A 21490-nucleotide genomic window follows, 5' to 3' on the forward strand; every position below is an offset into this window, starting at 1 on the left:
CCTGATTATAGTATAGAACAAAATAAAAAGGCAATCAGCCTTGTATGTCGGTTTTCGAGTTACCAACAGTAACCCTCATACCGAACGGCATTCATCACCCACCTATAGAGGATGGGCGACTTCTGCCTGAATTAAGTTAAAAATCAAAAACAAAAAGCCCAAGATCAAAATCTGATCTTGACTTAAGTCTGTTGAAGTGTATTGGAGTTAGTTTAAGTTCTTAGCGATATATTGAACAACCGCACTCAAATTACCCACTTGTTTATCTTCACCTTTTTTCTTTCTAGTTAAACCAAGTTCCACCGCTGCTTGCATCAAAATAGCATGTTCTTCCTTGTTTAGATAAACTGGATACATTTCTCTTTGTTTTTTTTCAACAGGAGCAAGCTTATCTAGTAAGCCACCTTGTTGAGTATTTAAAGCCGTGTTCTTTTTTTGTTTTGTAGATTCTGATTTTTGTGTTTTTTTAGGTTCTTCAACTTTTGGTGATCCCTGCATTTGTTTTAAAAAGCTATCAGCTAACCCTTTTTTTGCCATTTTAAAGTCCTCCTGTAACTGATTTTGATTTGAAACTAAGAAAGATATTATTTAAAGATATTAAAAATTAACATCTTTAATAGATATCTATTTTAGATATCTAAAATTTTATCGAATAACGCCCACGTCTGTGCGTAAAATTGTTTTTCATTTTCTGTAAAACTAGATTGGTTGTCTTCAACTTCTACTAGCGGGCGATTCTTTGTTTTTGTTTGTTTTAGTGCTGTTCGCTTATAAAGATATCCTAAATACGTGGAGTCTTGCTTTTTCATAGATTCAAAAGCTTCTACAAACGCATGTGAATCAGTTGTATTGTATTCAACAATATTTCCAATTTTCACTACTTGTGCATTAACATAACTTCTTTGTGTCATTGGGTCCTTAATAATTGTTTTTAAATATTCAACATGCGAATCTACCTGAACTAATTTACCCATACTATCTAAATCAACATCTGCGACTGCTATAACAACATCTGAAACAGCAATAGCATTATCAGTGAATATTTCTAAATCATTGTGGTTATCTATAAAAATATAGTCATAGTTGGATTCAATAAAATCAATATTTCGATAATACCAGTTTAATAAATATAGTCGTTGTAAGCCTGCATTAGCTTTTTCTTTTAGATCACTTAATTGTTTGTAACCAGCAATCAAGTGAATCTTGGGTTCAATTTCAATAATTTCAGGGTTTCCGTCTGTGGTGTCAAAAAATTTTGCAACTGTGTAATTACGCTTTATTTCATGATCTTCATCAAAATATTTTTGATCAATTTTATCAATGAAGCGTGCTGTAGAACTTGGCGATTGGTCCAAATCAATTAGCAAACATTTTTTTCCCAAACGTCTTGCAGAATAAAAAAGAGCATTGATTATGGTTGTTGTTTTACCAACACCGCCTTTGTCAATAACAACTGAAATAGTTTTAGTCATATAAATTTCTCCTTATCTAAAAAGCAATATCTTTTTTAATATCTTAAATAGATATTAACATTTAATATTAAATTAGCCAATAAAGATATTAAAAACAATATCTTTTTTTAATATCTTTATTTGATATTGTTTATCAACTAGTTTTTGAACTACTCACCACTTAGCTAAATATTACGGTTTTTGATTTTATCCAAGCTAACGCTCTCATTCTAAGACCTTCGGTCAGAATGTTTATACTAGCGTTTACATCTCGGTCATGATGAGAACAACAAATAGGACAAGTCCATTCTCTAATTTTGAGATATTTCTTGCCATCCTTATGTCCACAATTGATTCATGGGTTACTAGAGAAAAAAGTGTCGAAAGCTTACCTACTGCGTTTATCTATTCTTTATCATTATCTGCTGGAAAAATTATGTATGAAGTCTATAATGATTTACTAGATATTCAGACAAAAAATGGCATTCAATTCAAGGAAAACATCGTAAAAAAGAGAGATTATGAATCTAATCTCTCTTTTTTAGAAATATTCTTTATATATTTTTGTATATTTTTTCATTAAATAGTTCTTCAAAAATAGAACTTTTTTGTTCATTATCTCTTACTATATTAAGTTGTTCCGCACGTTCAGCTACTTTCGTTGCTAAAAAATAAATATTTCCTAACATAAAATGAGAATCGTTATTCGATATAAAATCAATTGCTGATTCTAATACAAGAAATGCAGTCTCCAACATACCTAAGTTTAAATACGAATACGCTTCTAAATAGAATAATATGTTTAAATTGGGTTCATACGGTATCGACTCAATATTTTTAAAAGCGTTTAAGAAATATTCAAAAGTTTGCTTTTTCTGTTTTTTTAAAGAACTAATTAAACCTAAACAAGCAAAACTCAACCTGGCCAATGTATTATTTTCTTTTTCAGCTAAAGAAAGTTTAAAGTTTCTATAGCTTCCTGTTAAATCTGAGTCTAAGTGAAAGTTGGCACACGCTAAATAATAATAATATGCTTGTAATTCCCATTCGGTTTCTACGGAATTTAATACTTCAGTAGAGTTCAAAAAAGTTTCTAACTTCTGATATTCATGGTTTTTACATAAACGTTCACACTCTTCACTAAATTTTTCAATAGAACTAATCTTATAATAATCGTGTAATATCAACATATCTGTATTTAAGTCTAGTTTGTTACATAATTCTACTAGAATCTTAACGTTAGGCATATATTTACCTGATTCAATAGCAGATATGGTCGCTTGAGAGCAAATATCTTTCGCTAAATCTGACTGTGATATTTTTTTTTCTTTTCTGACTCGTCTAATCTCGTTTCCAAAAGATTGTTTTTTCAAAAGATCATCTCCAATTCTACAATTTAATAATTGCCTATTAAGACTACATATACTATATAATTAAGTTCATGAATTTTTTCACAAATTAGTTAAGATAATATATAATACTATTTAAATTAACTTTAAATAGCAAGGATAATAAATATGAGTGATAATTTAGACACTTCAATCAACTATTGGAGTAATATAGGAAAAATAATCAAATCAGAGAGAACGTCACAAGGTATGTCCCAACAAGAATTAGCAAAAGAGATTTGCTCACAAGCAATGATTAGTAGCATAGAGAAGGGCGAATACAGTATAAATGCTATTTTATTGAGTAAAATTTGTTTCAAATTGGGTATTTCTATTGAACAATTTTTCACAAATGATAATCCAGAAACACTAAACATAGCTGATTTTTTCTCAGAAGCCAAAGCTTACTGTGACACGCGTCAATATGAAAAATTATTGGACTTTATAAATGACTCTTCTATTATTCAAACATTAAAAAAGGACCAAGACTTACAGTTATATTATTACTATTATGGATGCGCAATTTACCAAACAACTTCTGAAATTCAACTATCGATGAGATATTTTCATTTAGCTTTAGATTACACAAATATAAGTAGAAAACAAAAAAAGTTTTTAACTCCTATTGAAATTTCTCTTTTAAGTAATTTAGGTGTTGTCTATGCTGACTTAAATCAAAAAGAAGAGAGTACTGCTTATTTTAATATGGCCTATGACGCGATAAAGCATGAACATTTTACAGTTTATGACGAATCTATTAACCTATTTTTTTATCAATACTCTCATTCTTTATTCAAACAAAAAAATATAAATTTAGCTATATCCATTTTAAAAGATGGAATAAACTTTTCAGGAATCAATCAGTCACACTATATGTTATCAAATCTTTTCTATTTATTAGCTAAATGCTATGAATACATCGACGATGACGAACAATATAAAGTATCATTTGACGCATATAAGCTCATGAATAATTTGTTTCATGATAGTATTTTTAAAGATTTGTAGACAGCAAACTATCAATCATGGAACTTGTAGCATATTTTATTTGGTTAGTTAATATCATTTTACCATCTAGATACCCGGTTTCATAAACATATACGACATTGGGTTGTAATAATGTTTCTACTTCAGTTCTATTTTTATATTGTTCATATGAGTTTAATACTAAATTGTACAACCTCTCTGGGAGCCAATTAAATGGGAAAAATTCAATTTCATGAAGATCATCAAATTCGTTAATAATAATGTTCTCTTGCCTTAAATTATTTTCTTTTTTAAAGATCCAGTATGTTGCCTTAACCTTAGGATCTTCAATCGGCAAAACAATATTATGTCCAGACTCAATAAGCTTTGTCAGTTCTTTTTCATCTTGTTCATTCGGGAAGATTTTTTCTAATTTAGCCCAGTCAGAAATTTCATCATTGCTTTTCCAAACTGCTCTACACTTACCTTCTGCGCTTATTACCAACGATTTCCCAGATAATCCTTCTACTATTTTAAATTCATTAATCATTGTGATTTCTCCTTAAAAAGCTATTTAAAAAGCTATCCCACCATCAACATTTATAGTTGTTGAATTTATATAGCTACTATCTTCAGATACAAGAAAATACACCACGTTTGCAATTTCTTCTGGTTCTGCAAACCTATTTAGTAAAATTCTTTCTTTTCTTTTTTCAACTAAATTCTCTGGTATTTCAGTTAATATCTTTGTTTCTACGAAACCAGGAGCTACAGAATTAACACGTACCTTTTTTTTGGAAAATTCTTGTGCTAAGGTATGTGTCAACCCAAAGATACCTGCTTTCGCTGCTGCATAGTTAGCCTGACCTATATTCCCATAGGTCCCTACTTGGGAAGAAATGTTTACTATACTTGGTGTTTTTGATTTAAACAACAACGGGGCCATATTTTTAGAGGTTAAAAAAGTCCCTGTTAAATTTACATCTAACACTCTATCCCATTCTTCCATACTCATCTTTAATGAAATGTTAGACTTTGATATACCTGCATTATTAATTAAAAAATCTAGTTTCCCGAATTGTTTTTTTATGATATTTGCTAATGAAACTACGTCTTTTTCTACATTATTAGAACTTTTTATTATCTGAAAGTTTGATGATATTTTTGCAAATTCTTGTTTACTTTCCCACGCTTTTTCTTCATTTGAAGCATATGTGGCTATAACAAAAACATCTTTTTCCAATAACTTCGAACTAATAGAATAGCCAATACCATCAGTGCCTCCAGTTACCAATGCAACTTTCTTCATTTAATTTCTGCCTCCATAAATTTGTTAGCGTATACCGGTTTAAATCGCATCAATAAAATTTTAGCTTCTAACTTTCGTCGATAGTCTACAGAGTTAAAAACTTTAGCTCTCTGGATCTGATTTAAAAATTGCTCCGCTTCCGTATAATTTTTTTTCTTCAATAATAACCTTACAAAACCCAGTTTTATATAAATACTACTTGAATCGCTATTAATAGCTAATTTATAATGATTTTCTGCTTTGATTAGACTTTTTTTTGGAAAAAGAGTAAACATATTCAGATAATAGTTCGCTAATACATAGTGTGCAGGTGCAAATTTTTTATTTTGTTTAAGAGATTTATAGGCATAGTACTTAGTTTGTAATAATCTAACAATCTTATACATAAAATTTTTAGAGTTGAGTCCTAACCGGCCTACAGATCTAGAAATTTCAAAGTAAATTTCATCAGATTCTACTCCGTTATTTAATAGTTGGTTACACAAATACTTTGCTCTACGGTGATAAACATTTGGAATGTATTCATTATCTACATAATTACGAATGCCTAACTCATTGTAGTAATTAGCATAATAAATTTTTTTATCCTCAACAGATTTATCAACAATCAAATCAAAAGACTCATTACTTAATTGAGATAATTGCTGCATTAATTTATTATGAATTTCTAGTAGCTCAGTTTTTGGAATTTTTTTGACTTTTATGATCTTTCCAACTTTTATACTTGCCTTAGTACGCCTAGGTAGAATTTTTTTAGGAGGTAAAATATCAAATGTACCTTCTAAACCAATCGGAACTATTGGAATACCAGTGGTTGCTGCCAATGCTACTGCTCCCATTTTTCCTGGTTGAAGAAACCCAGTCTTACTTCTAGTCCCTTCGGGATAAAGAACGACGCTTGCTTTTTTATTTAGGAGTATTTTTTTTAACTCCTTTAATCCTTCTTGACCAGCACTTGCTCTACTTACTGATATGGACTTCATTATTTCATGCCATTTTCTAGAAAAGAATTGTTTGAATGCTTCTTCTTTTGTTAGAAAATATAACTCATTTGAATTCCAATACTTTCGGTATAAATACAAAATAAAAAAATGATCTAAATAGCTATTATGATTAGCGACAATTATTACAGGTCCATCGATTTTTATGTTTTCTACACCTTCAATTTTATCTAAAAAAAACCATTCTATTAGTTTAGCTATAACAGTATTAAATAGCGAGTTAAGCATGAGAAAGTTCCAAACTAGCTACATTGTTTTTTCTATAGTTTACTAGGTCTTTAATTGTTATAAACGGAATGTTAAACTTTTCTGCCATATCAAATAAATAATCTGTGCGTGCCATTGATCCATCTGGTTTAATAATCTCACAAATCACACCAGCTGGTTTCATCCCACAAAGTTTTGCTAGATCAACAGCAGCTTCAGTATGACCTTCTCGTTCCAATACACCTTCTTCTTTAGCAACTAACGGAAATGTATGTCCAGGTTGTACAAAATCTGTTGATTTCACATCGTCATCAATCATTCTTTTTATAGTGGCTAATCTATCCCCCACTGAAATCCCTGTGGTAACGCCTGTAATGTCATAACTTCCATCAATAGAATTAGTAAATGCTGTACCATTCATTTCGGTATTGTTTTTAACCATAGGTTGTAATGCTAATGTTTTTGCAAGTTCTTCACTAATAGGAGTGCATACCAGACCTTTTCCTTCTGTAATCATAAAATTTAGACCATCTTCAGTAATTGTTTCTGCTAAACCTAAGATATCTCCTTCGTTTTCTCTATCTTCATTATCAGAAATAATAATTACACCTCCATCAGATAATACTTCTAGAGCAGTTTCAATTGAATCATGATATTTTTTATTCATATTTGTATCTCCTTTCTCTTAATGTTGATAGTATATAGCAACGTTATTTACTGATTCTAATAAAGATAATAATATATTTTATAAGTATACTTATAAAAAAACCTTCCTTAAGATATAAAGGAAGGTTTAAACATATTTAATTGATAAATTGGTTTTTCGTTTAGGTTTTCTTTCAATTTTTAATATGGGCTTAGATTTAATTAACACTGGTTTTAGTTTAGCTATGAAATAATATTTAATAAATTCAACCTCATTTGTATCCATAGCTATATTTGTTAAATCGATATAATGTATTTTAATTTCTTCTTTACAAAATTTATTAAATGCATTCTGGAGATTTGTATCTAGCACATTCTTTTTTTTCATAGATTTAAGCAAATAAGTTTGAAGATTTTTGTTACCTCCAGAATTTGATAATGTAAAATGCTGATTTATTCTTTGAAATAAATATCTTTCTTCACTTGGGTTATTTTTTTTTTCAGTGTAAAATCCATCACCTATATAAATAATTTTATCTTCATATTCTACAAAAAAAATACCACTAATATGTTTAAAAAAATCAGTCTTATTGGTTAGTAAAACTTTATTGACATACAGATAGTCCAAATATTCTAAACTAAGAGACTCTAATAGCTTATGCTGTTTCAAGAGTTTTCGCTAATATATAAAGTTTAGATCCAAATGCATGTTTTACAATTGGTTTAAGAATACTAATAGGCAAATGACTATCTACATCTTCTGATAAATAAACTGTTTCTGACAACTCAGTCTTATCACCAAGTGATGTACATTCGAAAATAACATCATAGTTCAATCTATTCCCTTTACTATGATAATAAATTTTATTGTCTTTATGTTCTACCTTGACTAACTCACTATCATTTAAAGATTGGCTAACTCTCTCAATCTTAAAACCTTCCTCTACTTCTGCAATAACAGCAATTTCATCATTCCATTTTAAAATATTTTTTAAATCACCTAAAAAAGTTTCTACTACCTCTTTCTTTTGATTAACAATAACTACATTAGTGAATAAGGGTTTATTCATTTAAAACTACCTCCTTTATTTGATAAACCAAGGATATGATAAAAAACAAAAAATAAAAAATTAGTATTCTAATAATATTGCTTATTTCTTTGTAGATATTCTCCCTATTATTGAGGTATAGACTACACCCTAGATTCAATAAAACTTCTATAACAAAAGTTGCCTAACTAAGAAATTTATTCAGTATATCCTTTTTCTCAAACATAAATAAAAACTTGCTTTAAGAAAGAGATAACAACGAACAGATAATGTACAGACTTTTTGTATATTTAGGGTACACTCAAAAAACGCATAAATGCTGTGCATTATAACCTTTAAGGGGTATTATATATTTAATAGTATATAACTTATAAGTGAAAAATGGATAGCTGATATCACTTACATTCCGACCTAGAGTAAATAGAAACGAACTAAAAATAGTTGAAAGAAGGTATTATGATGTGTACAAGTTTAACCTATCAATCTGGAAACAGGCATCATTTTTTAGCACGAACAATGGATTTTGGTTTTGAATTAAATGGACTTCCTATCTTTATCCCTAGACAGTATGAATGGAATGCTACGTCGAACACAACTAGAAAAACACGATTTGGTTTTATTGGCACAGGACGGAATCTAGACGGATATTTGTTAGCAGATGGTGTGAACGAACAGGGACTTGCGGTGGCAGAACTCTATTTCCTTGATGAAGCAAAATATAATGAATCAAGAGAGGGAAAGTTGAACATATCGCCTCATGGATTTATTATGTGGCTGCTGGGTGAAATTTCTAGTGTTGAGGAGTTAAAAAAACGTATTTTTGAAATAAATATAATTAATGAAGAAAACTCACTTTTGTCTTTAGTAGTGCCTTTACATTATATTGTGACTGATAGAACAGGTATGACGGTAGTAGTCGAAACAAATACCGGAGAAATTGAATTGAAGGAAAATCCCGTTGGTGTAATGACTAACAGTCCTGAACTTGAATGGCATTTAAAAAATTTAAATAACTATCTTTCCATGCGTCCCACAAATTTTAAAGAAAAAAAAATAGGAGCCTATTCTATTAAACCGTTTGGACAAGGTTCTGGTACATTTGGGATGCCTGGGGGACTAACGTCACCAGAACGTTTTGTACGAACTGTTTATTATAGACAGTTCACTCAAGCAGGGAAAACTACGGATGAAGCAGTGAGTGCGATTTTTCATATTTTAAATAGTGTCACAATTCCAAAAGGTGTAAATATTAAAAATGATGGATCAGTAGATTATACACAATATCGTTCGATTTTAGATGTAGATGAGTTAACCTATTACTTTAATCCATATACTACCGAACAGGTGTACTCAGTTAAATTAGATGACGCGTTACTTTCTTCTGAAAAGCCGATTGAATTTACAGTTGATACTGAGTTTACTTCCGTTCAGTTAAACTAAAAAATATTTATCATTATTGTTAGAATTTTTAACTTTTACGGACTACCATTGAGCATATACGAAGAGTAACGTGCAAGCTTCATTGAATGTGAGGATAAGGCACTAAAAATAGAAAAGAGAATGTTTATAAATGCGAAAAATGTAATAAGACATTCATTGAAGCCCGCTTTTCGATCAACGATAAGTAGGCTTCAATGAATGGATTACAATTCTCAAAGAGATTAGTCAGCCCAGATATATTTTTTCTATCATCTTCAATATACTTGGAGTAATTATAGGGATTTCGTTGTTCTTTGATCCAGTTAGTTCGACCTTAACAGCTAGTTATCTGATTGTTTTTTATTTTTTAATATTAGGATTAGATATAAACTCCTGCATTACTAATCAACAACAATAAGTTCTATAGATTTTCATATCTTATAAAAATAACAGTGTACCATGATGAAATTTGTCTAGACAATTTCATCATGGTACACTGTTATTTCATAGTTTTCACTATTATTTTAAATGTTTAGGAGGTTGAGATGGATATAAATTGTTTTATTGATAATGATGTGAAAAAAAAAATAGAAATACTTGATTATTTAAGAAATATCGAGGGGTATAAAAATGGTATTGAAATAGCTCATGAACTATCGATTGACCGGAAAACAAGTTACAAATATTTAGAGGAATTATTAATATTTGCAGAAGAACAAAAAGTATCGTCTTTGCTTGATTATGTTAAGGGAAAAGGTTATCGAATAAATGAAAATCATACGAAAGAATATTTATTTTTGAAAAAGAAAATGGTTGAATCTTGCTTTCCTATTATCTTTTTAATTAAGTTGTTATCAAAAGATGAAAGTTTGACTAACTTGATAGAAAAGTATCATATAAGTGAAGCATTTATAAATAAAAAAATGTGTGAAATGAGAAAAAATTTAGAAGAGTATAGTCTAACGATTGTTTATAAAAAAGGTTTTTTCTCTATTGAAGGACCAGAAAATAATATCCGCTTTTTCTACTTTAATTTTCTATGGACTATTTATAGAGGATCTGAATGGAAGTACGCAGGAATATCACAAGACGAGCTATTAAAATCATTGAATCACTATATCGAAAAATTGGATATCCCAGTTAGCGGAAATGGTCGCTTACAAATTGCTTACTTCTTAGCAATAACTATTATTAGATATAGTAGAAAAAAAGAAATTTCTGCTGATTTTTTTAATACGGAATATAGCACGCTATTTACGCTAATAGGTGAAGAAACAGGTTTACAGAAGTATTGGTTTGCTAAAATAAATAAAAGTAAGGTAGAAAGCAATTACTTTTTGGCATTTTTAAGTACTAGAGTGACATTTACATTAAAATATAGTGATCTTTATTTGGAGAATTATAATTATATTGAGCATACTCAAGCTTGGTTGGCAACGCAAGAGGTTATTATGTATTTTGATAAAAATATTTGCCCATTGGATTCAGATAAAAAAGATGAATTTAAGAAATATCTCTATTCTATTAATTTATATACTGATTTTTTTTATGACAAAAAAGATCCTTTAGAGTTTTTTCTAAATTCGAGTACAGAAAAATATTTAATCAGAACAACTAATATTTTCAAGGAAATGTGTGAAAAACTCTATATAAAAACTGGATATTCCCTTTTTGAAAAAGTTGAATATTTAGTTAATCAATACAGTTTAGCTTTAGCGAAAGTAGAAGATCTTACTTTCTTAGAGCCTCAAATATCTGTACTGGTAGATACTGATATGCCGTATAGTGAAACAAAAATCTTCTTAAGAGAACTATCTAATATAATGACGTTACACTTTAATGTAGTACTATGTGATAGATATAAAGATATTCAACTTGAACAAAAATATGATCTTTTAGTTACCACAACAGACATCAATTACAGTTTGATTGAGCCCAAATTGAGATATGAGTATATTGCTTATGTAGATAGTAGTGTTTCATTAAAAGATTATAGACAGTTGGACCTAATACTTTTAGAAATATATGAATCAAAATTAAAAGAAATCTAGATTAGTTTTTTAATAGAATGTAAGATAAATTACTAAATTTAATTCTGTTAGGCTGTCTTATCTTATAGGGGAGATTCTTTCAATACAATTTCATCGAACTTTACAGGAAACACAAAAAATTCAAAAATCAATTTTTAATCTAGAAGTCTTTGAAGAAAAAAAGAGATCAAAAAACTGTAGTAATGTAATGACACCAAAAAGTTAGACTTTTTTGGAGTGGAGAAATCCACTCTTTTTTCATGCTCTAAAGTGATATTTTTACGCAAACGTTACGGCTGTTTTACGAAATTGGACGGGACTTTGCCAGTTGAATTTCTGTTTTATCCGTTCATTGTGTAGTAATAGATATAGTTATCGATGGCTGATTTCAATTCCTCGAAACAGTTATAAACTTTCCTGTGAAAAATTTTGTATTCCTTCAATTTGTTTCTATAAGCTTTTATTTGATATGCCCAACCTTGATCTGAATGAAACGTACGACGATAAGGACAATCGTTAGAGGTCTGGATAGCTTCCTCCAAACATTCCATTAACGCTAATGCATTGGAAATGCATCGGATTTTTCATAGGTACGATAGGATAAAATTTCACTATTGAACATATCCATAAAAGGATCTAGATACAATTGCATCCAGCTTAAATAGAACAGAATACTTTTCCATAATTATATATGTTAGGCAGTCAATGGAGTATACTTTCATGGAAAAAGCTGCTGTAATTTAATTGCGAAATGTGAAGGTTTTGTATAAGAAAAGTGAGAAAAAGGATCAGTCTATTCTCAGTAGGCTTATCCTTGTTCTCACTTTTCTTATGACAATTCGTAAATTTGATAATAGGGCATATACGCTTTACAAAAACAAGTTATGGATTTTTGTAAAGAAATTCGATTAATCTGATTATACTATCTTAGTTTTTATTATTTACTTACTAGCTTAAAAAATTTTTTACAATTTAAAGAACTCACTAGCTTCATGTAAAATTTTCTTGATGTCTAGTAAAGCTTTTTTTTGTGCAAAATATCTCTTCATTTTATTTGAATCACCAGTCAATGTTTTTAACTGTTTATTTAAATTAACCAACTCGTTCTTTATTCTTTTTAAAATTTTTTCTTCATTATCTACCCATTTATCAAACTCTTTTTCATCTTTCGCAGCACTTTTATCTTCTAATTTATCAAGCTTTGTATCATTTTTAAGAATAGAGCCAATTGTTTCCAATGCATCCTGTTCTTCGGCATAGGCAACATCAATATTGTCAGTATTATCCATGTCAGTTAGATCATAATTCAAATTATTTATTTCCCCTTGAATCTTACTTAAAATATGGCTTTCTTTTTTTTCTAAATGTGTCATAAAATTACCTCTTTTCTATTTTAGATAGAATTGATTGTAAAGCATAGAGAATAGAAAAAAGAGAAAAAAATACACGATTAAAGTGTATTTTTTTCTTTCAACAAACTCTTGAATTCTAGATAATGTAATCATTACATTAGAATAGGAGTGTTTAGATGCAAGAAAAACATCAGTTTAAATTTAGTTTATTTTTATTAGGAATATTATCAATTTGGGCTTCATTAATTGCCTTTAGGAACCCTGTAAGTAGTTTAACTTCTATTGTAGTTTTGGTAAGTATCATATTAACTTTAAAAGGCATAGTTTTATTAGTTAACTTGAATGAAACAACGGGTTTCTTTGGAAATACTAAAGCGAATAATATTATTCTAGGAACTATTTATCTTATTATGGGGATTGGATTAGCACTTCATATTTGGCAAGGATTACTCCTTTTACCTTATGTTTTTGCTATTTGGTTTATTGTTAATTCAATTTTCTACTTATTTAATTCTTCCTATTTGAAAGAATTTAGTAAATCTCGATATATATTTTCACTAGTTATTAATATTATCGGAATTTTTATTGGTATCTCTTTATTATTTGATCCAATTTCTTCAGCAATCACAGCAAGCTTTTTACTAGGCTTCTATTTTTTAGTGTTAGGTATAGAAGAAATTGTCTTTGCTTTTTAACCAAACAATAGATATATAATTTAAATAAAGAGAGTGGAGGAGTGTAGTGAACTCCAAAAGTTAACTTTTTCTGTCTAACTTTTGGGGGTAGGTACATATTAATCAGAAAAAATTCTGATTATTATTCCACTCTCTTTCGCATTATTTGATTACAATTATGACGTTTATGAAAAAGCTCAGCAAGGTTACACTTTGCTGAGCTTTTTGCTTATTGTATGTTCAAGAAGTTCCTATTGATTATTGTTACGATTGATCCATTCCGTAGATAAAGTCATCGCAGCTCTTGCTGCTTTTGTTTGATCCAATACATTAACCATCACAAAATCGTGAATCATTCCTTGAAATCGGACTTGTGTGACGTCAACTTCAGCTTCACGTAATTTTCGTGCATAAGCTTCACCTTCGTCACGTAAAACGTCTGCTTCACCATTTAAAATCATTGCTTTTGGCAATCCTTTCAGTTCATCAAGAGTTGCTCGCAAAGGTGATGCAGTGATTTCTGCACGTTGTTTTTCATCAGTTGTATATTGATCCCAGAACCATTGCATACCTTCTTTTGTTAAGAAATAATTTTCTGCAAATTCGTTATAAGATTCCGTGTTAAAATTCGCGTCTGTTACAGGATAATACAATAATTGCTGGTTGATTGTCAGGCCATTACGTTGTTTTGTCATAATCGTCATTACTGTGGCCATATTTCCACCAACAGAGTCACCTGCTACAGTTAAACGGGAAATGTCCATTTTTTTTGCTTCTGAAATTGTTGGTAATTGTTGTAAAATTGCGTAGTTTTGTTCAATGGCTGTTGGGTATTTTGCTTCTGGAGATAATGTATACTCTGGAAATACCACAACTGAATTCGTTCGAACAGCTAATTCTCGCACTAATTTATCATGTGTTTTGGCACTACCAAATACCCAACCCGCACCATGGATATAAAAAATTACAGGTAGAGTAGTATAATTGCCAGCTGGTCGAATAAACCGGACATTGATTGAGCCATATTTTCCAGTATCCATCAGTTGATCTTCGATATCTACATTATATTTATTAACAGGAGATTCTTGTACCTCTTCGAGTAATGCACGTCCATCTTTTGGATCTAATTCATAGATACGTGGATGTGGGGCATTTGCCTCGCTAAAATCAATCGCTTCTTTTTCTAATGAAATTTGTTTTTCCATAATCAATCACTCCTTTAATTTATATTTTTATTATAATCTCACACGATTTAATCGTCAAAGATAAAAGCTTGTGTGAGTTACTTTTTTGTTTTAAACTAATGAATCAGTAGATAAGGAGGTAATGTAATGGAAAATGAAAAAAAATTAACCCCTTTAAGTGATCATCTGTGCTTTTTGCTTTATGTTACATCTCGATCCGTTCAGCGTATGTATAATCCTTCTTTAGAAAAAAATGGATTGACTTATCCTCAATATCTGATTTTAGTTCTTCTTTATGATGTAGATTGTTTATCCATAAAAGCATTAGGTGAAAAGTTAGATTTATCAAGTAACACACTGACTCCATTATTGAAGAGGATGGAACAACATGGATTAGTGAAACGTACAAGAAATACAGATGATGAACGCATTGTGTTAGTGACTATCACAGATTTTGGTAAACAGAAAAGACAAGATTCTTACGATCTTCCTGCTATTCTTTTAAATCATTCAAGCTTAACCGATTTAGAAATGAATGAGTTGACACGATTAATTGAGCGATTGCATGAAGATACAAAAGATGGATAATTTTTTATTATATGTGTAAGCACGCTCTAAAACTATAAAAGGACATTTTTAAGGGTGAAAAGTAAATATGGAAGTTGTAGTCAGATGGCATTTTATGCTTAATGATTATTTGTTAATATTAAAGAATGGAACTTAAAAAAGGTTCCGTATAACTAATCTGCAGACCCTCACTCTAAAAGAGTTTGCTGTTTTTAAAGTTACAATAAAGTGATATACTAATTAATCTTATAAATTGAAAGAAGAAGTAAGGTAATAGATTACTTCTTCTTTTGTGTATTTAGCTACTTCTTCTTTATCATTAAGAACATATGTTTTTGTAATACATAAAAGAAGAGAATTAGAAAATGTTTTTTTAAAGATTAAAAAAGTAGATAGCTTAGCTCAAAGAATATTATGTTGAAAGTTGCAGTTAAAGGAGAAAAGGGGACATAGATGTGCTAAATCAATTGAAAATTCCTAAAGAATTATTTAAATAAAGTATTTTAGGCGGTATTCGAATAAGAACATCCGAAAGGTATATCGAGAACGTTGAGAAAATTGAAACTGACGTGAAGAGTAACTTATATTTTTAGCTTTCTCATAAAAGAAAGCAATGTCCCGATTCTTCCTAATATAACATTAATAATGAATAAAGAAGCTATCGGAATGACATTACCGCAGTATTAGCTCCAATTCTTAAAATACTGCATGTGAAATGATAATAGTTAAAAAATAGTGTGGATGCCAATATATATATAAGAAAGCATAGAATTCTGATTTGCTCAATAAAGTACTATTCTAAATACGTATTTTGATTATTTCCAAATCATCAGAATGATAATATATGTTTACAGCACCATTCTTAACAATAAAAAAATATTGGTTCTATATGTCAGACTAGAAAATTTCAACTAGTAGGAAGTAAATATGGCTAATCAGATTGAATCTACCTTGATTTATAAAAATTAGTGTTTTGCAAGGTTCGTGATTCTGGTCCCGAAAATAAATTGTAAAAAAATTTCAAACTATTCTATTATGTTAGGGAATTACAAAATCAAATGGATGGCTAAATAAATGAAATTTTAAAACAAAATTTTAGAGATACCTTACCTAAACATTCTTGATTAATCTTCTAGAAATAGATTTCGTGAAATTAATCAAGAAATTTTGGATATAATATTTAAATAAAGAAATACCTAAATCTATTATATAATCTGAGTTCTATGATTACTATTAATATCAAGTCTTTGAAATGTGAAACAGATCAATATTTATACCAATGGTGAAGATAAGGGAAGTGAAAGCAAAAATTCTCCTAGTAAAATAGACACTTCACAGAAAAAAAGCTATCTATTCTATTGACATATTTGAATAAGAGATAAAGCTTAGATAGATTTTTACAAAAAAAGTATCTTAAATGCAATAAGGAAGGAAAAAAAATTGAAAAAAAAACATATTTCAAAAATAGCTTCTGCTGTTCTTCTTTCTCAAATGCTATTGACAACACCGTTACAGGTATTAGCAGATGAACAGCTTTCAATACCAACCAGTCAATCTAGCACGATGAATAATCAGTCTGAAGAATCTACTTCAAGTAGTGATGAACAAACAGGAACATCTACTACGCACACAACGACTGATTCCACAGAAAGTAGTACAGATCAAAGTACACCTGAGGATACGACATCTACAACAGAATCGGCTGAAAAGCCTACAGAAGACAGTACAACAGATTCAACGAGTACAACGGAATCCAGTAGTGAGTCTAAACCAGATGAAACCAAACCTAGCGAAACAAAGCCAAGTGAATCAAAACCAGAAAAGCCGAATACTGGTAGTTCTACGAATGAATCACAGACTCAGTCAACAACTGAACCTTCAAACAATCAAATAAAAGCACCAAATGAAGAGCAGCAAGCTAACCCAGCAGAAAGCGAGTCAAAACCGTATCACCAAACGCCAACTGCGCCTATTCAAGAATTAGTTCCTTCAAGCAAAGAAACGGCTGAAGGAAACATTCATTTTGAAAAAGATGAGTCCGTAGAAAGCTTTGTCCGAAAAATCGGCGAATCTGCTCGCAAAGTAGGACAGGAAAACGATTTATACGCTTCTGTCATAATTGCGCAAGCCATTTTGGAATCAGCTAGCGGTCAAAGTCAGTTAGCACAAGCACCAAACTACAATTTATTTGGAATAAAAGGTACGCATAACGGAAAAAGTGTTTCTTTTGCCACACAAGAGGATTTAGGTAACGGCACTCTTTACACCACACAAGCCACTTTTAGACAGTATGAAAACTATGAAGATAGCTTAAATGATTATGCACAGTTGCTTAAAGAAGGTTTGACTGGTAATAGTCAATTTTATAGTGGTGTATGGAAAACAAACGCAAAAACTTATCAAGAAGCAACCAAATTCTTAACTGGCAGATATGCAACTGATACGAAATACGATCAAAAATTAAATGGTTTAATCGAGACCTACCATTTAACGGACTACGACAAGGAAGTCGCAGGACCACAATTAAGTAAAGAAGGCTATATTGTACCAGTGAAAAACTATACGATTTCTAGTCCATTTGGTACTCGTGGGGGAGAATTTCATAGAGGATTAGATTTGGCAGCAGCACAAGGCGAGCCAATCTATGCCAGCAAAGCAGGAACGGTCGTTAAAGCAGAGTTTCACCCATCATGGGGAAATTATGTAGCTATTGAGCATGAAGACGGTACAACGGCTTTATATGCGCACCAACAAGAATATCAAGTCAAGGTTGGTGATAAAGTAAAACAAGGTCAGATCATTGGTTATGTTGGCTCGACAGGAAATAGCACAGGTAGCCATTTACATTTTGAATTATGTTTAGATCATAGTTTAAGTCAATCACAATTGGTTGATCCAGAAAAGGTCTTATTCTAAAGAATAAGACCTTTTTTTTATTTATACTACGAATCTGTTATCTGTATCATGAAAATAAATAATTATAAAATATTTTTTCAAATTCAATTGAAAATGATAATTCAAGTAATGAAGCTAATAAAAGTGTAGCAATTAGTTTTGATGATGGACCTAGACAATCGACTACACCACAACTTTTTGAAATTCTAAAGTCTAAAGATGTGCATGTTACATTTTTTCTATTAGGAAAAAATACAGAAAAATATTCTCAAATCGTTAAACAAGCATCAGAAGAAGGTCATGAGATTGGAAATCATACTTTATGATCATGAAAATCAAAGTACCAATGATGCTATTAAAAAAGTAACTGGTAAACAAGCACCCTATGGCTCTATTACGAGTGAAAATACCCTTGCCGTTAATAGACCATTTATTCAATGATCTGTAGATTTTGAAGATTGGAAGACAAACTTCGTTAATATGTTTTTACATTGCTAAAATTTCAAGATCCGCAATGTCTTTGCTGGTATCAAATATATTGTTTAAAGTGTCGGGAGCCTTTGGTTTGCATTGGGTTCCAGAATATTAACCATATTGTATGAGTTTAAAGACAAATAATTGTTTAAACAATTAATAAATAGTGATTTTAAGGCAGTTTCGGTTGTTTGAGTGGGTACTTATCCATGAAATGTGCTTAAAAAATACCGTAAATATAACAAGCAAGTTATTTTTAGAAATTAGAATTTCACAAAGTTAAGGTAAAATTGGCTTGATAGTACGGATACTTATCGTAGCGATTATGTAAAATAAGAGGAAATACATCAATTAAATAAACAGATCCATACCCCATGCGCCTTTGTTACGAGTTTTAGAAATATTATTCTTTACTAAAACTATATTCTACTTGATTAGCATCCACGAGGCGGTTACCTTGATCGTCTACCCAAGAGAATTCTTTTTTTATACTGATCACTTTGAATCGTTGTTTTCTTGTTTTCCTTGTCTATTTGGATCGAGACATCATTTATTTCTTTCGTATAGGTTTGGAATAAACCATTTTGTTCAGTTTGTTGATCGTCTTCTGTAAAATCAGGTGCCAATAAATGCTTGATTTCTTCTTTTTCACTCTCAGTAGTAACTAAATGTGAGGGATCTTGATTAATATTTCTAGATAATTGAATCTAAAAATCTGCAATGAGCCATCGGTTAATAGGTAACTGCAAAAATAAAGCATAGTTACTTGAATGATAAGAGCTACCACAGAAGTATTGTGGTAGCTCTATTTTTTCTTTTTAAACTTTTTACTTATGTCTTGTTGAGCTTTATAAAGAATTCAATGCATCTGTAATTGTATTGTTTTCCACGTGGACATACAAGTTCGTCGTAAGTGTTGAACTGTGTCCTAGTTGCTGAGCAGTTAGGATCAAATCTCCTCCAGATTGCTTATATAATCTTGTAGCAAGCGTGTGGCGAAGCTTATGCGGCGTTACACGTACTTTAAATCCAGAAGAGTATTTCTCCACCATTTTTTCGATTGCTGATCCCGTAATTCTTTTAGCTATACCTTTGCTAATTGAGACGAAGAATGCTGTTTCGTATTTATCTGGGTGATAACGTGAATCTCTAATAGTTAGATAATTTGCTAAGTATTCCATTGCAAAAGATGCAATCCTAACTGAGTCTTTTTTGTCACCTTTACGGACGACTGAAACTCGATTTTGTTCAAAACTAATATCATCGACATTCAAGTTGACTACTTCGGATGATCGAAGACCGCTACCTAACATCAATGCATTAATTGCAAGGTCTCTTTCTCGGTCCCGTTTATAGTACTTCATCGCTTGCGGTGAGAGAGTGCTAGGATAAACATCATTAATATAGTTCAAATACTCTTCAGTTTCATTGCCGAGAAACAGCTTTTCTTCTAGCAAATCTGCTCTAGCTTGAAGTGTTTGTCTTTCAGTCACATTTGATATTTCCTGCATAATATTGTGAGACAGGTAAGGTTTGCCGATTACATTATTGTGACTTTCCGATAGATACTTAAATAAAACCTTTAATGCAGTAATATTTCGCTAGATTGTTACTTTTGACAAAGTTGCAGTGGATTCCTTTGGAGAGCCATCCTTATTGACCTGTTTCTAATTTTGTTTTTTTCTGCTAAGAAGGTAGGCTTTATATTGCGTAGCAATCCGTATCTGTAGGGAATCTAATGATTCTGCCTCTCCTCCCATTCTGAAATCTTCTATTATGTATATTACAAATTAATGTACAGATAAATATAAAATATTCTGAGTTCACTATTTTATGTAAAATCATGAACTAAAATTCGCATTTATTAACGTTTTGTTTTTTAATTCTTTTAAGTTCATTAGACTTTTGGTTACCATTACTACAAACGAACACACGATATTGCTACACTGATGTTTATTTTTAATCATAGTTCTCAGGCAATCACTAAAAGATACATTGGAATTACAGAAGATGAAATTGGTGCTTCACTAGCAGACTTTAAAATTGGCATATGAAAAATTCACTTACGATATTATGAAATATTTAGTGGATGAAGAGCAGCTAACATATTTTTAAGAGCATAAAAACCTTCTACATAATAGTAGAGTTTTTTCATGATATTATTGAACAACACAAAATTTTTTATCTTGAGAAGCAAAAAAAATTTTTAGCTACTATCAAACTATGATTAATTATCGGCGCTAATACTAAAGCGAGTTTTCTTATTCTAGTTTTCAAGATTGAGTAAAAAAATAAGATACTACCTCTATTAGGTAGTATCTTATTTTTAATTTCTTGATTTAGAATTCATTCCCCAATTACTTTGGATTGATTCCTTTGTATCTTTTTCAATTTGTTTGGCAGAGCGAATAATCTTGCCATTACTATCTAACTCTGGAATAATTGGATACTTTTCTCGAAACAAATCCAACTCTTTGTTCACGTCATTAAATAAATCTTGCTTGTCTTCTTGTGTCAAGTTTTGTTTAATGTACTCATCTAAGGCCTTTCTCAGCAATTCATCACGCGTCATACTCGTTTCATATTTTTCAACTAAAACTCTAGAAGTTGCATTGAGTAACGTTGATAATTTCAATGGATGCTTTGCAGAGTAGACTTTATCAAATTTCCTAATAGGGGCTCCTGCTTTTTTTGCATGTTCCTGCTTCAATTGATTTTGACTTGTAGGTACATTATTCAAATTATTATTTTGTTCTTTTGGCTTTGCTTCTACTTTAGGTTTAACCACTGGTTGCTTTTTCTTTGCTTCCGCTTCTTTTTTTATTTTAGCAAGCCCTTTATTATTCCCAAAAATATCTAACCCTTTAATATCTGCCATT

General features: G+C 30.5%; 19 protein-coding genes and 5 pseudogenes. 9 read left to right on the forward strand and 15 right to left on the reverse strand.

Annotated elements, in window-relative coordinates; translation table 11 throughout:
• Positions 1–207: 207 nt before the first annotated feature.
• The 3 genes and pseudogenes from AC4BC3_RS12615 to AC4BC3_RS12625 form a co-directional block, all read right to left on the reverse strand.
• Positions 208–537, reverse strand: coding sequence for a hypothetical protein (locus AC4BC3_RS12615; RefSeq protein ID WP_490467319.1), 330 nt, complete (start codon positions 535–537; stop codon positions 208–210).
• Between the two features lie 92 nt (positions 538–629).
• Complete coding sequence (locus tag AC4BC3_RS12620) at positions 630–1472, reverse strand: ParA family protein (protein WP_490467320.1); 843 nt, start codon at positions 1470–1472, stop codon at positions 630–632.
• A gap of 160 nt (positions 1473–1632) precedes the next feature.
• Positions 1633–1803 (reverse strand): annotated as a pseudogene (locus tag AC4BC3_RS12625) (zinc ribbon domain-containing protein); the annotation flags it as partial.
• Between AC4BC3_RS12625 and AC4BC3_RS12630 the strand changes: the two are divergent.
• A pseudogene (locus tag AC4BC3_RS12630) lies at positions 1798–1976 on the forward strand (type III secretion system protein PrgN); the annotation flags it as partial. The pseudogenes AC4BC3_RS12625 and AC4BC3_RS12630 sit on opposite strands and share 6 nt — an antisense overlap.
• Before the next feature lie 29 nt (positions 1977–2005).
• Here AC4BC3_RS12630 and AC4BC3_RS12635 read toward each other — a convergent pair.
• A complete protein-coding gene (locus AC4BC3_RS12635; RefSeq protein ID WP_490467321.1) occupies positions 2006–2824 on the reverse strand; it encodes a helix-turn-helix domain-containing protein in 819 nt (272 codons plus the stop codon).
• 144 nt (positions 2825–2968) lie between these two features.
• On the opposite strand from AC4BC3_RS12635, the gene AC4BC3_RS12640 reads away from it, so the two are divergent.
• On the forward strand, positions 2969–3847 hold the full coding sequence (locus AC4BC3_RS12640) for a helix-turn-helix domain-containing protein (protein ID WP_206911184.1): 879 nt from the start codon (positions 2969–2971) through the stop codon (positions 3845–3847).
• On the opposite strand, the gene AC4BC3_RS12645 is transcribed toward AC4BC3_RS12640, so the two are convergent.
• The 6 genes from AC4BC3_RS12645 to AC4BC3_RS12670 form a co-directional block, all read right to left on the reverse strand.
• Positions 3834–4355 carry a hypothetical protein gene (locus tag AC4BC3_RS12645; protein WP_490467322.1) on the reverse strand — a complete coding sequence of 174 codons (522 nt, stop codon included), beginning with the start codon at positions 4353–4355 and terminating at the stop codon, positions 3834–3836. The genes AC4BC3_RS12640 and AC4BC3_RS12645 overlap by 14 nt on opposite strands.
• 24 nt (positions 4356–4379) lie before the next feature.
• The gene (gene fabG / locus AC4BC3_RS12650; protein ID WP_490467323.1) at positions 4380–5114 is read right to left on the reverse strand and encodes a 3-oxoacyl-ACP reductase FabG; all 735 of its coding nucleotides are present in this window, start codon (positions 5112–5114) and stop codon (positions 4380–4382) included.
• Positions 5111–6343: a lysophospholipid acyltransferase family protein gene (locus AC4BC3_RS12655; protein ID WP_490467324.1), complete on the reverse strand. Its 1233-nt coding sequence runs from the start codon at positions 6341–6343 to the stop codon at positions 5111–5113. Before AC4BC3_RS12655 ends, fabG begins: the two co-directional genes overlap by 4 nt.
• Positions 6336–6989: a 3,4-dihydroxy-2-butanone-4-phosphate synthase gene (gene ribB, locus AC4BC3_RS12660; RefSeq protein WP_490467325.1), complete on the reverse strand. Its 654-nt coding sequence runs from the start codon at positions 6987–6989 to the stop codon at positions 6336–6338. Before ribB ends, AC4BC3_RS12655 begins: the two co-directional genes overlap by 8 nt.
• Positions 6990–7115: 126 nt before the next feature.
• The gene (locus tag AC4BC3_RS12665; RefSeq protein WP_490467326.1) at positions 7116–7637 is read right to left on the reverse strand and encodes a hypothetical protein; all 522 of its coding nucleotides are present in this window, start codon (positions 7635–7637) and stop codon (positions 7116–7118) included.
• A complete protein-coding gene (locus AC4BC3_RS12670) occupies positions 7624–8037 on the reverse strand; it encodes an SRPBCC family protein (protein WP_490467327.1) in 414 nt (137 codons plus the stop codon). Before AC4BC3_RS12670 ends, AC4BC3_RS12665 begins: the two co-directional genes overlap by 14 nt.
• Positions 8038–8475: 438 nt before the next feature.
• Here AC4BC3_RS12670 and AC4BC3_RS12675 point away from each other — a divergent pair, with 438 nt between their 5' ends.
• Both AC4BC3_RS12675 and AC4BC3_RS12680 read left to right on the forward strand, forming a co-directional pair.
• Positions 8476–9456 carry a choloylglycine hydrolase family protein gene (locus AC4BC3_RS12675; RefSeq protein ID WP_490467328.1) on the forward strand — a complete coding sequence of 327 codons (981 nt, stop codon included), beginning with the start codon at positions 8476–8478 and terminating at the stop codon, positions 9454–9456.
• A 524-nt stretch (positions 9457–9980) separates the two neighbouring features.
• Positions 9981–11486, forward strand: a complete 1506-nt coding sequence (locus AC4BC3_RS12680) for a helix-turn-helix domain-containing protein (RefSeq protein ID WP_490467329.1) — start codon at positions 9981–9983, stop codon at positions 11484–11486.
• A gap of 258 nt (positions 11487–11744) precedes the next feature.
• On the opposite strand, the pseudogene AC4BC3_RS12685 reads toward AC4BC3_RS12680, so the two are convergent.
• Both AC4BC3_RS12685 and AC4BC3_RS12690 read right to left on the reverse strand, forming a co-directional pair.
• Positions 11745–12114: pseudogene (locus AC4BC3_RS12685) on the reverse strand (IS3 family transposase); the annotation flags it as partial.
• A gap of 316 nt (positions 12115–12430) precedes the next feature.
• Positions 12431–12838 carry a hypothetical protein gene (locus AC4BC3_RS12690; RefSeq protein WP_206911229.1) on the reverse strand — a complete coding sequence of 136 codons (408 nt, stop codon included), beginning with the start codon at positions 12836–12838 and terminating at the stop codon, positions 12431–12433.
• A gap of 155 nt (positions 12839–12993) precedes the next feature.
• Between AC4BC3_RS12690 and AC4BC3_RS12695 the strand changes: the two genes are divergently transcribed.
• The gene (locus tag AC4BC3_RS12695; protein ID WP_206911227.1) at positions 12994–13512 is read left to right on the forward strand and encodes an HdeD family acid-resistance protein; all 519 of its coding nucleotides are present in this window, start codon (positions 12994–12996) and stop codon (positions 13510–13512) included.
• A gap of 230 nt (positions 13513–13742) precedes the next feature.
• On the opposite strand, the gene AC4BC3_RS12700 is transcribed toward AC4BC3_RS12695, so the two are convergent.
• Positions 13743–14696: an alpha/beta hydrolase gene (locus AC4BC3_RS12700; protein ID WP_490467330.1), complete on the reverse strand. Its 954-nt coding sequence runs from the start codon at positions 14694–14696 to the stop codon at positions 13743–13745.
• Between the two features lie 126 nt (positions 14697–14822).
• On the opposite strand from AC4BC3_RS12700, the gene AC4BC3_RS12705 reads away from it, so the two are divergent.
• The 3 genes from AC4BC3_RS12705 (at position 14823) to AC4BC3_RS12715 (ending at position 18463) form a co-directional block, all read left to right on the forward strand.
• Positions 14823–15263: a MarR family winged helix-turn-helix transcriptional regulator gene (locus AC4BC3_RS12705; RefSeq protein WP_490467331.1), complete on the forward strand. Its 441-nt coding sequence runs from the start codon at positions 14823–14825 to the stop codon at positions 15261–15263.
• A 1419-nt stretch (positions 15264–16682) separates the two neighbouring features.
• Positions 16683–18158, forward strand: a complete 1476-nt coding sequence (locus tag AC4BC3_RS12710) for a glucosaminidase domain-containing protein (protein WP_490467332.1) — start codon at positions 16683–16685, stop codon at positions 18156–18158.
• Between the two features lie 131 nt (positions 18159–18289).
• Positions 18290–18463 carry a polysaccharide deacetylase family protein gene (locus tag AC4BC3_RS12715; RefSeq protein ID WP_490467431.1) on the forward strand — a complete coding sequence of 58 codons (174 nt, stop codon included), beginning with the start codon at positions 18290–18292 and terminating at the stop codon, positions 18461–18463.
• A gap of 996 nt (positions 18464–19459) precedes the next feature.
• Here AC4BC3_RS12715 and xerS read toward each other — a convergent pair.
• Positions 19460–20212 (reverse strand): annotated as a pseudogene (gene xerS, locus AC4BC3_RS12720) (tyrosine recombinase XerS); the annotation flags it as partial.
• Between the two features lie 300 nt (positions 20213–20512).
• Between xerS and AC4BC3_RS12725 the strand changes: the two are divergent.
• A pseudogene (locus AC4BC3_RS12725) lies at positions 20513–20665 on the forward strand (tyrosine-type recombinase/integrase); the annotation flags it as partial.
• A gap of 272 nt (positions 20666–20937) precedes the next feature.
• Here the strand turns inward: AC4BC3_RS12725 and AC4BC3_RS12730 are convergent.
• Positions 20938–21489 carry a hypothetical protein gene (locus tag AC4BC3_RS12730; protein WP_490467333.1) on the reverse strand — a complete coding sequence of 184 codons (552 nt, stop codon included), beginning with the start codon at positions 21487–21489 and terminating at the stop codon, positions 20938–20940.
• Between the last annotated feature and the right edge of the window lies 1 nt (position 21490).

This window comes from Enterococcus sp. AAFC-DPL-6103 (genome assembly GCF_058216595.1).

Coding starts and splice junctions, on each gene's coding strand:
- AC4BC3_RS12695 (WP_206911227.1), top strand. CDS start 12,994: ATGCAAGAAAAACATCAGTTTAAATTTAGTTTATTTTTATTAGGAATA.
- AC4BC3_RS12640 (WP_206911184.1), top strand. CDS start 2,969: ATGAGTGATAATTTAGACACTTCAATCAACTATTGGAGTAATATAGGA.
- fabG (WP_490467323.1), bottom strand. CDS start 5,114: ATGAAGAAAGTTGCATTGGTAACTGGAGGCACTGATGGTATTGGCTAT.
- ribB (WP_490467325.1), bottom strand. CDS start 6,989: ATGAATAAAAAATATCATGATTCAATTGAAACTGCTCTAGAAGTATTA.
- AC4BC3_RS12620 (WP_490467320.1), bottom strand. CDS start 1,472: ATGACTAAAACTATTTCAGTTGTTATTGACAAAGGCGGTGTTGGTAAA.
- AC4BC3_RS12675 (WP_490467328.1), top strand. CDS start 8,476: ATGTGTACAAGTTTAACCTATCAATCTGGAAACAGGCATCATTTTTTA.
- AC4BC3_RS12705 (WP_490467331.1), top strand. CDS start 14,823: ATGGAAAATGAAAAAAAATTAACCCCTTTAAGTGATCATCTGTGCTTT.
- AC4BC3_RS12690 (WP_206911229.1), bottom strand. CDS start 12,838: ATGACACATTTAGAAAAAAAAGAAAGCCATATTTTAAGTAAGATTCAA.
- AC4BC3_RS12615 (WP_490467319.1), bottom strand. CDS start 537: ATGGCAAAAAAAGGGTTAGCTGATAGCTTTTTAAAACAAATGCAGGGA.
- AC4BC3_RS12670 (WP_490467327.1), bottom strand. CDS start 8,037: ATGAATAAACCCTTATTCACTAATGTAGTTATTGTTAATCAAAAGAAA.
- AC4BC3_RS12680 (WP_490467329.1), top strand. CDS start 9,981: ATGGATATAAATTGTTTTATTGATAATGATGTGAAAAAAAAAATAGAA.
- AC4BC3_RS12700 (WP_490467330.1), bottom strand. CDS start 14,696: ATGGAAAAACAAATTTCATTAGAAAAAGAAGCGATTGATTTTAGCGAG.
- AC4BC3_RS12645 (WP_490467322.1), bottom strand. CDS start 4,355: ATGATTAATGAATTTAAAATAGTAGAAGGATTATCTGGGAAATCGTTG.
- AC4BC3_RS12730 (WP_490467333.1), bottom strand. CDS start 21,489: ATGGCAGATATTAAAGGGTTAGATATTTTTGGGAATAATAAAGGGCTT.
- AC4BC3_RS12655 (WP_490467324.1), bottom strand. CDS start 6,343: ATGCTTAACTCGCTATTTAATACTGTTATAGCTAAACTAATAGAATGG.